Consider the following 13,019-nt stretch of genomic DNA (forward strand, 5'->3'; position numbering starts at 1 on the left):
GGAGAGAAGATGTATGAAAAAGTTAGCAAGAGTCTTCGCAATGCTGCTGTGCGTCTGTATGCTGGCAACAGCCTGCGGCGGCGGCAACACCCCCTCCCAGTCCGGCGGCGGCAGCGCCGGGGCCTCCCCTGTGAAGGATACGCTGGTGGTTGCGGTTCAGGCCGATATGGCGGACAAGGACCCCATCAACGGTTCCACTACCAACGACACCGTCAAGGTCAAGGCACAGGTCTACGAGACGCTGATCGAGCGCACCGTGCCGGAGCAGGAATATAAGTCCCTGCTTGCCGAAAAGTGGGAGTTCAACGAGGACGCCACCGAGCTGACCATCACCCTGCGCGAGGGCATCAAAACCCATAACGGTGAGACGCTGACCGCGGAGGACTGCCTGTTCTCCCTCAATTGCCTGCGGGAGAGCGCCAACAAGTCTGTCACGGACCACATGGATTTGGAAAAGAGCCATGTGGTGGACGAGCGTACCTTTGTCATTGTGATGGATGAGGTGTACATGCCTGTAATTGCCAACCTCTCCTATCCCACCTGCGTCATGTTCAGCAAGAAGGGCTATGAGGAGAACAACGGCGACTGGGCGACCATGGACATCGGCACGGGCCCCTATATCTGGAGTGACTGGTCCATCGGCAGCAGCATCAAGCTGACCGCTTTTGAAGACTATTATGTGGAGGGCCAGCCCGCCATCAAAAATCTTGAGTTCAAGGTGATCTCCGAGGACGGCAATCGTTACATCGAGGTGGAAACCGGCGGCGCGGACCTGTGCTATAACCTGTCCGGCGTGGATATCGAGGCCGCCAGCGCCAACTCCGACGTGAAGGTCTTCCGCGAGTACACCATGGACAACTGCTATCTGAGCTTCAACCAGCGCAGCGAGCCCTTCAACGATGTCCGCGTCCGTCAGGCCATTGCCTATGCGCTGGATATCGAGGGCGCCTGGAAGGTCTGCATGGACGGCGTGGGCCAGCCTGCCAAGGGCCTGCTGCCCGACAACATCACAGACTCCATCGCAAAGACTGACTCTCCCTATCATGTGGACTATCCCGTCTACAAGTACAATCTTGAAAAGGCTAAGGAACTGCTGGCCGAGGCTGGGTATCCCAATGGCTTCTCCGCCCGCTATCACGTGGGCCACATGGCCCTGCGTCAGGCCTACGGCGAATTCTTCGCAAACGCCCTGAAGCAGATCGGCATCAATGTGGAAATCGTCGCTCTGGACGCGGCCACCAACTCTCAGGCGCTGAAGGTGGAGCACAACTTTGATATCTACACCTGGGGCATTGCCGCCACCAACGGCGATATCGACTTTGCCAACCGCTTCTTCTATACCGACGCGGTCAACAACATCTTTGGGTACAGTGATCCCGACATGGACGCCATGATCGTGGCCGCCGCCAAGGAGGCCGATACCGCCAAGCGCAGCGAGCTGAACGCCGCCATTCAGCAAAAGGCGCTGGACGAGTGCATCATTGTCCCCATCTATCAGCAGGAGGATATCTACTGCCATTCCACCAGCCTCCAGGGCCTGCGCAACGGTGCATACCAGTCTCCTCTGCTGAAGTACTGCTACTTCGAATAAGCATTCCTGCCGGAAGGGCAATTTAGAAACAGAGAAACGGGAAAACAGGGAAAAGGCGGGGCGAATAATTCCTTCATATTATTCGCCCCGTCCTTTTTATCCCATGCTGCGGCATAAACAGCGGGCAATTGACACAGTTGGCCGCGACGGTTGAATGAGGGAAAACGAAATGCTGAAATACATATTAAAGCGCCTGCTGTGGATCATACCGGTTTTGATCGGCGTGACCATCATCGTGTTTACAATTCTCTACTTTTCTCCCGGCGACCCGGCGTATCTCGCTCTGGGCGATAACGCCACGCCGGAGTCCGTGGAGGCCTATCGCATTGAAATGGGTATCAACGGCGGCTATTGGGAGCGTCTGGGCAACACCTTGCTGGGGCTGATTCAGGGCGATCTGGGCCTGTCCTTCCGCTCCAAAACCCCGGTGATCAACGAGCTGATCGTCCGCTTCAAGGTCACCTTCGACATCTCCGCCTGGAGCATTGTTCTGGGCATAATACTGGGAATTTTCTTCGGAATCATATCGGCGCTGAAGCAGAACACCATTTGGGACTCACTGTCCACCGGCTGCGCGCTGTTCGGCATTTCCATGCCGATGTTCTGGCAGGGCCTGATGCTGATTTTGATTTTTTCCGTGACGCTGAACTGGCTTCCCCCCTCGGGGTATGGCGACAGCTGGAAGCAGATGGTGCTGCCGGTGATTGCTCTGGGCGTGAACTCCTCCGCCACCATCATGCGCACCACCCGCAGCTCCATGCTGGAGGTGATGCGGCAGGACTATATCCGTACCGCCAAGGCCAAGGGCCAGACCTACTGGGTGGTGGTGCTGCGCCACGCCCTGAAAAATGCCATGATTCCCATTGTCACGGTCATCGGCCTGCAAATGGGAACGCTTCTGGCGGGCTCCATCGTCACGGAGGCCATTTTCTCCATCGCGGGCGTGGGGAAATATCTGGTGGATTCCATGCTGGCAAGAGATTATAACGCGGTGCAGGGCTGCGTGCTGCTGATTGCCTTTGTGTCCGCGATTTTGAACCTGCTGGTGGACATTATCTACACCTTTATCGATCCCCGTATGAAAACCATGTATGAGAGCGAGTCCGGATTTAAGCTCTTTAAACGGAAAGGAGCTGGTCAAAATGGCTAAAAGCAAGGAAAGGAAGCACACCATGCTGGCGGAAATCTGGCGCCGCTTTAAAAAGAACCGGCAGGCCGTCGTGGGTCTGGTGGTGCTGGTCCTGTTCGTTCTGGTGGCCATTTTTGCAGACCAGATCGCCCCTTACGGCTATGACGAGCAGAACGCATCCCGCGCCCAGATCGCCCCCTGCGCCGAGTATATTTTCGGCACGGACAATTTGGGCCGCGACGTGTTTAGCCGCATCGTGTACGGCAGCCGGTACTCCCTGTCCATCGGCTTTCTGGCTGTTGGCATCTCCGTGCTGACCGGTGGGCTTTTGGGCGTCATCGCCGCCTATTATCCTAAGCTGGATAACATTATCATGCGGGCTATGGACCTGTTCATGGCCATTCCCCAAATGCTGCTGGCCATGTGCATCGTGTCCGCTCTGGGCGGAAGCCTGTTCAACCTGATGCTGGCGGTGGGACTTTCCTCAACGCCGAAGTTTGCCCGGGTGGTGCGGGCCTCGGTGCTGTCCACCCGGGAGCAGGAATTTGTGGAGGCCGCCCGGGCCATCGGCTCCAGTAACTTCCGCATTATCCTGCATCACATTCTGCCAAACTCCATCTCGCCCCTCATCGTGCAGGCCACGCTGAATATGGCGGGCGCGATTATCTCCGCCTCGGCCCTGAGCTTTTTGGGCTTTGGCATTCAGGCGCCCAAGCCGGAGTGGGGCGCCATGCTGTCCGCCGGACGCAAATATATCCGCACCCTGCCGTATCTCACCGTCATTCCCGGCCTTGCGATTATGGCCGTGGTGTACGCGCTGAACGTGGTGGGCGACGGCCTGCGGGATTGTTTGGATCCCAGACTGAAAAAGTGAGGAGGGACGGACAATGGCTGAAAAAATACTGGACGTTCAGAATCTGGAAATTCGCTACGTCACCGACGAAGAGACGGTTTACGCGGTAAATGATGTGAGCTTTACATTGGAGAGGGGCGAGAGCATTGGCCTTGTGGGCGAAACCGGCGCGGGCAAAACCACCACGGCGCTGGGCATTATGGGCCTTGTGCCCGACCCGCCGGGAGAAATCGTGGGCGGCTCCATCTTCTTTGACGGGCAGGACCTGCTTAAGCTGCCGGAAAAGCAGATGCGGGTCATCCGGGGCGGAAAGATCTCTATGATTTTTCAGGATCCCATGACCTCATTGAACCCGGTGATGACCGTGGGGGAGCAGATCGCAGAGGTGGTGCTGCTGCACAACAAAATTTCCAAGGCCGAGGCCAGAAAGCGGGCCATGGAAATGCTGGAGCAGGTGGGCATCCCCGCTGCCCGGTGCGACGATTATCCTCATCAGTTTTCCGGCGGCATGAAGCAGCGGGTGGTCATCGCCATCGCGCTTGCATGCAGCCCGGAGCTGCTGATTGCCGACGAGCCCACCACCGCGCTGGACGTGACCATTCAGGCGCAGGTGCTGGAGCTGATGCGCAAGCTGCAGGCGGAGTATAACACCTCGCTGATTCTCATTACCCACGATCTGGGCGTGGTGGCCAAGGTCTGCGACAAGGTGGCGGTGGTGTATGCCGGTGAAATCATCGAATACGGCACACTGGAGGATATTTACACTGACAAGCGCCATGTCTATACAGTGGGCCTGTTCGACTCCCTTCCCGACATTGAGAAGGAAACTGCCAGCCTGAAGGTGATTCCGGGTGCGGTACCTGATCCGGCCAACCTGCCCAAGGGCTGCAAGTTCCACCCCAGATGCACGGAGGCCACGGACGCGTGCCGGAACGAGCCGATTCCGTTTGTGAAGATTTCGGAAACCCACAGTGTCCGCTGCAACCGATTCGGCAGCGCGGAGGTATGATATGGCGGAAATTTTAAGAGTTGAAAACCTGAAAAAGCATTTTAACACCCGCAAGGGTGTGCTCCACGCGGTGGACGGCGTGACCTTTGGCGTGCAGGAGGGCGAGACGCTGGGCATCGTGGGCGAGTCCGGCTGCGGAAAATCCACGCTGGGCCGGGTGATTCTTCACCTCCACGAAAAAACCGCCGGGAAAATTATCTTCAATGGTGAAGACATCTCCGATGTGTCCCAGGCCAAGCTGAAAAAACTGCGGGAGGACATGCAGATTATTTTTCAGGACCCCTATGCCTCCCTGAACCCCAGAATGACCGTGGGGGACATCATCGGCGAGCCTTTGAAAATTTACAAGAAGTGCGAGAGCAAGGAAGCGCTGCAAAAAAAAGTCCGGGAAACCATGGACGTGGTGGGCCTCGCGGAGCGGACCTTTCATCTCTATCCCCACGAGCTGGACGGCGGCCGCCGCCAGCGGGTGGGCACCGCCCGGGCGCTGATTCTGGACCCCAAGCTCATCGTCTGCGACGAGCCGGTGTCCGCACTGGACGTGTCCATTCAGGCCCAGATTCTGAACCTGATGATGGATTTGCAGAAGGAACGGAACCTGACCTATCTGTTCATCACCCACAACCTGTCTGTGGTGAAGCACATTTCCGACGACATCACCGTGATGTATCTGGGGCAGATGGTGGAGAAGGCAAAGTCCTCCGAGATTTTTGCCCATCAGTACCACCCCTATACCAAGGCGCTGATTTCCGCCATCCCCCTGCCCAAGTTCAACGCGCCCGACAATCAGATTATTCTCAAGGGCGAAATCACCTCTCCCATCAATGTGACGAAATCCTGCCGGTTCGCGCCCCGGTGCATTTACGCAAAACCCGAGTGCTTCAACTCCGAGCCGGAGCTGGAGGAAATTTCCAAGGACCACTTTGTCAAGTGCCACTTTGTGCGGGAGATCAACGGCCTGTAAAACGGCGCGCCGCCGATTCCGGCGGCGCATAAAGGAGCGTTCATGGAATACTTTGAATTTGACGAGCTGGCAAGCCGTCTTCCCTGGAGTCAGGTGAAGTGGGATCCGGCTGAACTGGATGCAAAGTTCGGGACCAGCGACGTGACCCCCGCGTGGGTGGCGGACATGGACCTGAAAACGCCCCCCGCTGTCCGGGAGGCGGTAATGGAAGCGGCAAAATGCGGGATGTACGGCTATACCCGGGTGGACGAGCGTACCGTTGCGTCCTATCTGAACTGGCAGAAGCGGCGCAACGGCTGGGAGCCGCCCGCGGACTGGTTCCGCTATACGCCCGGCGTGGTGACGGCCATCAATATGCTGCTGCTCTCCCAGACCGAGGAGGGAGACGAGGTGCTGATTCAGCGGCCTGTGTACTATCCCTTCTCCATGTCCATCGAAAAGCAAAAGCGCACCGTGGTTAACAGTCCCCTGTGCCTGAAGGACGGGCGGTATGAAATTGATTTCGAGGATTTTGAAAAAAAGGCCGCGTCTCCCCAATGCCGCGCGTTTGTGATGAGCAATCCCCACAATCCCGTGGGCCGGGTGTTCACGGAAGAAGAGCTGCGTCGGCTGGGCGACATCTGCAAGCGGCACGGGGTCTTCGTAATTGCCGACGAGATTCACAGCGATTTAATTTATCCGGGCCACAGCCATGTGGTTTTCGCGTCGCTGGGAGAGGAAATTGCGGACAATTGCGCCGTTTGCCACGCGCCCACCAAGACGTTTAATCTGGCGGGGCTGGCGTTCTCCTGCGTCATGATTGCAAACGCGGCGCGGCGGGAGAAATTTGACGCGGTTTTCCACCGTTACTGCGGCGCGGCGCACCCCACTTTTTTCGCCCCGGTGGCTGCCAAAGCCGCATGGGACTTTGGCGAGGAGTGGCTTGCGGCCTGTCTTGACTATATTTATGGGAATTACCTGTATGTAAAGGCGTTTGCCGAAAAGACCTGGCAGGGTCGGGTGGAGGTGCTGCCGCTGGAGGGGACCTATCTCGTCTGGCTGGATTTCCGAAAGCTGGAGCCCGATCCCAAAAGGCTGGAGGAGCGGATGATTCATAAGGCCAAGGTGGCACTGGACGAGGGGTATATTTTCGGCCCTGAGGGCAGCGGCTTTGAGCGGCTGAATCTGGCTGCGCCCCGGATGCTGATGGAAAAAATCATGGGGCAGATTGCCTCCGAATTTTTGTAAATTTGTATTTATTATAGGAGTTTGAAACATGAGCGACTACAAAAGATCTATGCTGATCGAGCCGGAGGACAATGTTGCTGTTGCCGTCGAGCCGATTGAGCAGGGGGAGACGACCCTTGCGGGCAGCGAGGAGCTTGCTGCGGGGGAGTTCATCAAGGAAGGGCACAAAATTGCCCGCTGCGATATTGAAAAAGACGCGGAGATTATCAAGTACGGCGTGCATATCGGCGTTGCCACGGTGGATATCAAAAAAGGCGACTGGGTACATGAGCACAACGTATATGACGACTTTGAAGAGATCAACCGGGAGCGGCGGGCTTATTACCGCTCCATGGCGCCGGATGCGCTGGATTACACCGCGCCTGTGCTGTACCGCAGGGAGGAGCTGAACCTGCCCGAGACGATCATGGGCTACAAGCGGGAGGACGGCACCTTCGGCATCCGCAACCATGTGGTGGTGATTTCTCTGGTGCAGTGCTCCAACAACGCCGCGCAGCGCATTGCCGCCGCCTGCGACGTGCCTGCCACCTATGTGGACGCTGCCTGCGGCGAGTTTCCCGATCGCTTTGCCCGCACCCGGGACGGCTTTATTACCACCGGTATCCACCCCAACACCTTTGGCGTGGTGCTGTTGTCCCTTGGCTGCCAGCAGACTGACCCCGAGGATGTGGCCGGTGTAATCCGCGCGACCGGCCGTCCTGTGGTGAGTATCAGCATGCAGGCCGACGGCGGCGCCACCAATGCCATCAAGGAGGGCATTAAGGCCGTGAACGAGCTGAAGGCGCAGGCCGCCGATCAGAAGCGGGAGCCCTGTCCCCTCAGCGGCCTGATCATCAGCGGCTACAACGGCGGCTCCGACTGGACCAGCGGACTGTCCGCAAACCCTGTTGCCGGAGACGCCATCGACCGCCACACCGCCATCGGAGGCACCAACGTGGAAATTTGCGGGCGGGGTGGCTATCCCACGGACGCAGGTTCCTATGAGGTGGGAATGCGCCTGATGGAAATTGGCGACTTCTTTAACGAGGACTGTGCCCGCAGAGGCGGCAAGGGCCTCTCTCAGGTAAATCCCACGCCCGGCAACAAGGCCGGGGGCCTGACCACCATGACGGAGAAGAATCTGGGCAGCTTTAAGACCAAGGGTCACGGACGGATGCTGGGCATTCTGGACTGCGGACAGCGGCCCCCCCAGCCTGGTATGTGGGGCATCAATCAGGCCCAGGGCGCCAACGACGCTTACGCCACCACCACGCTGGCCATGAGCGGGTGCCACATTTGTCTGTTTACCACCGGGCGGGGCAACCCCATTGGCAACGCCTGCATGACCACCATCAAGATTACCGGCAATCCCCGCACCGCGGAGATGCTTTCCGACATGATCGACTATTCCACAAAGCCCATGCTCTATGGAGAAAAGTCGTTGCAGGAGAGCGGGAAAGAGCTGTATGAGCTGATGCTCCGTGTGGCCGAGGGCGAGCCCACCAAGGCCGAGCTGCTGGGCGATTACAGCTGGACCACTCCCCACGGCACCAGCTACAACGGCGACTATTGAGAAAAAGGGAGGGGCCGCCCCGGCGGCCCTTTCTTTTTTATATCTGCTTGCCGCGGGGCATCCCGCCCACCTCTGCTTTTCGGCTGAGAAAAGAAGCGGGAATGTGATTTGGAAGGACTGGTGAGGCCTCATGAAGTCAAAAAAGACGCGGGCGGTGGCGCTGATGTTGCTTTCCTCCTGTGCATTTTCCTGTATGCAGGTGTTTGTAAAGCTGACCGCCGACAGTGTGGGGACGTTTGAGCAGACCTTTTTCAGGAACTTTGTCAGCCTGTTTGTGGCGCTGTTTATGGTGAAAAGGGCAGGGGCCCATCCGCTGCGGGAGATGCGGGGAAAGCCCGCGCTCTGGGGTCGCTCTTTTTTTGGATTTTTAGGCATCGTTTTGTTTTTTTATGCTGCCGGAAACGCGCCCCAGACCAGCGTGGCCATGCTCAACCGCGCCTCGCCGGTGTTTGTCACGCTGCTGGCCGGTGTTTTTTTAAAGGAAAAGATCACCGGTGTGAAGGTGGCCTCAGTGAGCTTGTGCCTGTTGGGTGCGTATATCGCCATGAATCCCTCCTTTGAAAACAGTGATTTTGTGCCGTTGCTGTGCGCCCTTTTGGCGGCCGTGGCAGCGGGCGTGGCCTATACGCTGCTGGCCTATTGCAAGGGCTCCGTCAGCCCGTCGGTCATCATTCTGCATTTTTCTGCCTTCAGCACCGCTGCCGCCGGATTCCTGATGATCCCGTCCTTTAAAATGCCCTCGCTTAAAACGCTGGGGCTGCTGCTGATGATCGGCCTGTTTGCGGCTGCGGGGCAGATTTTTCTAACGTATGCCTATCAGATGGCCCCGGCGTCCGAGGTAAGCATTTACCAGTATTCCGGCGTTGTGTTTACGGCGCTTTTCAGCTTTGGAGCCTTTGGGGAGACGCTGGAGGGACGCTCCATCCTAGGCGGGATCATTATTTTTGGAGCAATTTTCTGGGTGTTCCGGTATCATCGGATGCAGGACGGCGGAGGGAAGGACTGAATTTCCTTGGGGTAAGGACAGGAGCTGCCTGCTTTTTCGGACTGTGGAGATTCGGATATGCATTTTTGCAGATTGATTGATTTTAACGGTTGACTTTTCCCAAAAATCAGTGAATACTGGAGGAAGAAAATACGCCTGAAATTGTCCGGAAAGAGCAGGCCGAAAATTTGACAGGAGGAATCGAACTATGGATTACAGCGCAATGATTCAAAACCGCAAATCCGTGCGGGAATTTCAGGATACGAAGGTTCCCGATACCACGCTGGCGGAGATAAAGCGGTATTATGACGGTGAATGCGGAAGGCTGGTTCCCTCCATTGGTACGGAGCTTCACCTGCTCGGTGCCGACTCTCGGGAAAAGCTGAAGGGCGCGGCGGGCTACAATGAGTTTATGATCGGAAACGCCGGCTATTTTGCGATTTTGTCTGACGAAGCGGAGCATATGGCAGAAAACGCCGGCTTTATTGCCGAGGACCTTATTCTGCACATGACGGAGCTGAATTTGGGCACCTGCTGGCTCACCTTTAAGGATGGAGAGGCCGTTAAGAAAGCGCTGGGAATTGAATCTGGCAGGCGCGTGGTGGCGCTTGCCGCCTTCGGCGTTGAGAAAAAGGCCGCCAAGCGGCTTTTCCTCAACATTCAGAACATCTCTAAGGTCGACGCTGTAAAGCGGGAGTTCTATTCCCCCCGTCTGGGGATTGAAAGTCTGGTGTTTTCCGGCAAGTGGGGAAACAAAGACGGGGTGGATGAGGAGATCGGCGATATGGACCATCCCCTCTGGCAGGCGCTTTACGCTGCCAGCCTTGCGCCCAGCTACCTCAACCGTCAGCCCTACGGGTTTGTTCTGGACGGTGGCAAAGTGGTCCTGATTTCCAAGGACGACGCCTATACGGATGAAAACGAGCAGAAGCTCAATCTTGGAATCGTGATGCTGCATTTTGCCGCTGTGGCAGAGCAGACGCTGGGAAAGCGTACCTGGACCCTGGGTGCCTATGACAAGGATTTGGGCCTGCCCTCCGGGTACAGAGCCGTTGCCTCCTGTAAGCTGTAATCAAATGCTTTTGACCGGTCCCTGCAAGCGCCGATGCTTGCAGGGACCGGTCGTTTTTTATAGGAGAGGACGGCCCCGCTTTCTCCCACAGCAGTAGTTTTGGGGAGGGCGCTTTCCTAGATGGCAAAGCGGTGAACTTGAACAAAACAGAGCTTCGGTTTTAAACAGCCGCCAGGCTCTCAAAGCGGGAATCTGACGGCGTAATCGGTGGCAAATTCCCGCCAGCCATGATGCCGGAAAGCCCGGGCGGACAAGGAATTGCGGCAAAGGGCAAAAAAAGCGGAATTATAACTAAAACATTATAATTCAGAACAAAAATAGTATTTTAAATGTATTCCCTTTACATATATTATATTACCAAGTTAAATCGGTATAATCCACGGTTTTACCCGGTGCGCCGGGACTGTGGCGCGTCGCAGAGCAATTGAGAATCCGAGGGTTCGGCGAACTGTAAGGGGGAGTGAAATATGGAAAAGGTCAAAATGAAAATTCCCGATTTTAAAAAGTATAAGGAAGAGGGAAAGAAATACACCTTTGTCACGGCATACGACTACACAACGGCCTCCATTGTCAACGAGAGCGACACGGAAATTATTCTGGTGGGAGACTCCGCGGCTATGGTCATGCTGGGACGCAGTACCACCGTGGGCATTACGCTGGATGAGATGATTGGCTTTATCAAGCCGGTGGTGCTGGGTGCGCCGGATACCATGGTCATAGGGGACATGCCCTTCGGCTCCTACAACATCAACGCCGAGCAGGCGATTTCCAGCGCCAACCGGATTTTGATGGAAACCGGCTGCGACTGCGTAAAGCTGGAGGGCGGCGAAACCGTGGCCCCCACCATTCGCCGCATTGTGGACGCGGGCATTTCCGTGGTGGGGCACATCGGGCTGACCCCTCAGACGGCCACCTCCGTGGGCGGATTCAAGGTACAGGGCGGAACGCCGGAGGGAGCGGCCCAACTGATTCGGGACGCCAAGGCACTGGAAGAAGCCGGTGTTGTGGCAATTGTCTTGGAGTGTATGCCCAGCATGGTGTCCAAGGCCGTGGGCGAGGCGGTTTCCGTTCCTCTGCTGGGAATCGGTGCGGGTCCCTATGTGGACTGCCAGGTGCTGGTGACGCAGGACCTTCTGGGAATGTACAACGGCTTTAAGCCCAAATTTGTCAAGCATTTTGCCGGAATTCGCCAGGAGATGGTGGCCGGACTGAACCGCTTCCATGAGGAAACGCTGAACGGAGAGTTTCCCTCTCCGGAATACTCCTTTAATAAGAGCGTCGAGATTCCAAAGCTGTACTGACGCGATTGCTTCGCGTAAATAAAGAGATTTAGGAGGGAATCGCTTGGGCACGACATTGCTGTTTGCAAGCTTTTTTATTCTGTTGTTTTTAGGGGCACCGATTGCGATTGCGCTGGGCGGCTCCGCATTTTTGTATGTTCTGCTGTTTACCAACATTTCCCCGATTATCGTGGCGCAGCAGATCTATGCCAGTGTCAACACCTTTACACTGCTGGCAGTCCCATTTTTTGTCATGGCGGGCGTTTTGATGGAGTACGGGGGAATCTCCCGGCGGGTAATCTCCTTCTCCAAGTCTTTGGTGGGGCACTTCACCGGGGGGCTTGCGCTGGTGGTCGTGGTGGCCAGCGTGTTCTTCGCTGCCATGACCGGCTCCGGTGTGGCGGCCTGTGCCGCCGTGGGGGGGATTATGGTCCCCGAGATGATCAAGGCGGGCTATGACAAGGACTTTGCCTGTGCACTGCAAGGCACGGCGGGTATTTTCGGGCCGCTGATTCCGCCCAGCATCGTGATGGTGATTTATGCCACCATTGCCAACGAGTCCGTCAGCACCATGCTGATGGCGGGCGTGGGACCCGGCGTGCTTCAGGCCGTTCTGGTGGCCATTGTGGCGGTGCTGATCTGCCGCAAGCACGGTTACAAGGGCGAGGGATCCTTCCAAATTAAAAATGTGCTTTTGGGCTTTAAAGATTCCTTCTGGGCGCTGCTTTCCCCCGCCATCATTCTGGGCGGCATCTACTCCGGCATTTTCACGCCCACCGAGGCGGCGGGCGTCTCCTGCTTCTATTCCATCATTGTGGGATTGTTCATCTACAAGGAAATGGATTTTGGGATGCTGATGACGGCGCTGTCCAAGTCCCTCAAGAGCGCGGCGGGCATTATGTTCATCGTGGGCGCGTCCGGAGCCTTCTCCTGGGTCATCACCCGAGAGCACATTGCGAAGCTGGCGGCCTCCATGTTCCTGAACATGACGGACAATAAGTACCTGTTCCTGCTGGCTGCCGCCGTGATTATTCTCATTGCCGGCTGCTTCATCGACTCGATTCCCATTGTCACGATCCTCACGCCGATTCTGGTGCCCGTGGCCGTGCAGTACGACGTCTCGCTGGTGCATCTGGGCGGGCTGATGGTGACGGGGACCTGTATCGGCCTGATTACACCGCCTATGGGACTCAACCTCTTCATGGGGGCTCAGCTTGGAAACCGGCCGGTGCATATGGTCATTAAAAAGATTATCCCCTTTATCACTGTGACCGTCATCGGAATGCTGCTGGTGATGTTTATTCCCGGAATTGTAACATACTTGCCAACGCTATTAAAATAAAGAAAGGAAGAAACA

At 56.6% G+C, this 13,019-nt stretch carries 11 protein-coding genes; all 11 read left to right on the forward strand.

What is annotated here, in order from left to right; genetic code table 11:
* The first annotated feature begins 13 nt into the window (after positions 1-13).
* The 11 genes from ABVS15_RS06495 to ABVS15_RS06545 all read left to right on the forward strand — a co-directional run bounded on the left by ABVS15_RS06495 (position 14) and on the right by ABVS15_RS06545 (position 13,004).
* Complete coding sequence (locus ABVS15_RS06495; RefSeq protein WP_369282928.1) at positions 14-1,591, forward strand: ABC transporter substrate-binding protein; 1,578 nt, start codon at positions 14-16, stop codon at positions 1,589-1,591.
* A 169-nt stretch (positions 1,592-1,760) separates the two neighbouring features.
* On the forward strand, positions 1,761-2,741 hold the full coding sequence (locus ABVS15_RS06500; RefSeq protein ID WP_293007919.1) for an ABC transporter permease: 981 nt from the start codon (positions 1,761-1,763) through the stop codon (positions 2,739-2,741).
* Entirely contained in the window at positions 2,734-3,594 is an 861-nt protein-coding gene (locus ABVS15_RS06505) for an ABC transporter permease (RefSeq protein WP_369282929.1), read from the forward strand. The genes ABVS15_RS06500 and ABVS15_RS06505 overlap by 8 nt, the downstream gene beginning before the upstream one ends.
* Before the next feature lie 13 nt (positions 3,595-3,607).
* Positions 3,608-4,582 (forward strand): ABC transporter ATP-binding protein, encoded by a 975-nt coding sequence (locus tag ABVS15_RS06510; RefSeq protein ID WP_369282930.1) that lies wholly within the window; start codon positions 3,608-3,610, stop codon positions 4,580-4,582.
* Between the two features lies 1 nt (position 4,583).
* Complete coding sequence (locus ABVS15_RS06515; RefSeq protein ID WP_369282931.1) at positions 4,584-5,546, forward strand: ABC transporter ATP-binding protein; 963 nt, start codon at positions 4,584-4,586, stop codon at positions 5,544-5,546.
* Between the two features lie 42 nt (positions 5,547-5,588).
* Positions 5,589-6,773: a MalY/PatB family protein gene (locus ABVS15_RS06520; RefSeq protein WP_369282932.1), complete on the forward strand. Its 1,185-nt coding sequence runs from the start codon at positions 5,589-5,591 to the stop codon at positions 6,771-6,773.
* Between the two features lie 28 nt (positions 6,774-6,801).
* Positions 6,802-8,325 carry a UxaA family hydrolase gene (locus ABVS15_RS06525; RefSeq protein WP_369282933.1) on the forward strand — a complete coding sequence of 508 codons (1,524 nt, stop codon included), beginning with the start codon at positions 6,802-6,804 and terminating at the stop codon, positions 8,323-8,325.
* Positions 8,326-8,455: 130 nt separating this feature from the next.
* Entirely contained in the window at positions 8,456-9,331 is an 876-nt protein-coding gene (locus tag ABVS15_RS06530) for a DMT family transporter (protein WP_369282934.1), read from the forward strand.
* Between the two features lie 187 nt (positions 9,332-9,518).
* Positions 9,519-10,382 (forward strand): nitroreductase family protein, encoded by an 864-nt coding sequence (locus tag ABVS15_RS06535; protein ID WP_369282935.1) that lies wholly within the window; start codon positions 9,519-9,521, stop codon positions 10,380-10,382.
* 467 nt (positions 10,383-10,849) lie between these two features.
* Complete coding sequence (panB, locus tag ABVS15_RS06540) at positions 10,850-11,683, forward strand: 3-methyl-2-oxobutanoate hydroxymethyltransferase (protein WP_369282936.1); 834 nt, start codon at positions 10,850-10,852, stop codon at positions 11,681-11,683.
* A gap of 43 nt (positions 11,684-11,726) precedes the next feature.
* Positions 11,727-13,004 (forward strand): TRAP transporter large permease, encoded by a 1,278-nt coding sequence (locus ABVS15_RS06545; RefSeq protein WP_369282937.1) that lies wholly within the window; start codon positions 11,727-11,729, stop codon positions 13,002-13,004.
* Positions 13,005-13,019 lie beyond the last annotated feature (15 nt).

It is taken from the genome of Oscillibacter sp. GMB15532, from assembly GCF_041020825.1.
Classification (GTDB): domain Bacteria; phylum Bacillota; class Clostridia; order Oscillospirales; family Oscillospiraceae; genus Oscillibacter.

What these genes read in the sequence shown, in the direction of transcription:
- ABVS15_RS06495 (WP_369282928.1), top strand. Translation starts at nt 14, where the DNA reads ATGAAAAAGTTAGCAAGAGTCTTCGCAATGCTGCTGTGCGTCTGTATG.
- ABVS15_RS06500 (WP_293007919.1), top strand. Translation starts at nt 1,761, where the DNA reads ATGCTGAAATACATATTAAAGCGCCTGCTGTGGATCATACCGGTTTTG.
- ABVS15_RS06505 (WP_369282929.1), top strand. Translation starts at nt 2,734, where the DNA reads ATGGCTAAAAGCAAGGAAAGGAAGCACACCATGCTGGCGGAAATCTGG.
- ABVS15_RS06510 (WP_369282930.1), top strand. Translation starts at nt 3,608, where the DNA reads ATGGCTGAAAAAATACTGGACGTTCAGAATCTGGAAATTCGCTACGTC.
- ABVS15_RS06515 (WP_369282931.1), top strand. Translation starts at nt 4,584, where the DNA reads ATGGCGGAAATTTTAAGAGTTGAAAACCTGAAAAAGCATTTTAACACC.
- ABVS15_RS06520 (WP_369282932.1), top strand. Translation starts at nt 5,589, where the DNA reads ATGGAATACTTTGAATTTGACGAGCTGGCAAGCCGTCTTCCCTGGAGT.
- ABVS15_RS06525 (WP_369282933.1), top strand. Translation starts at nt 6,802, where the DNA reads ATGAGCGACTACAAAAGATCTATGCTGATCGAGCCGGAGGACAATGTT.
- ABVS15_RS06530 (WP_369282934.1), top strand. Translation starts at nt 8,456, where the DNA reads ATGAAGTCAAAAAAGACGCGGGCGGTGGCGCTGATGTTGCTTTCCTCC.
- ABVS15_RS06535 (WP_369282935.1), top strand. Translation starts at nt 9,519, where the DNA reads ATGGATTACAGCGCAATGATTCAAAACCGCAAATCCGTGCGGGAATTT.
- panB (WP_369282936.1), top strand. Translation starts at nt 10,850, where the DNA reads ATGGAAAAGGTCAAAATGAAAATTCCCGATTTTAAAAAGTATAAGGAA.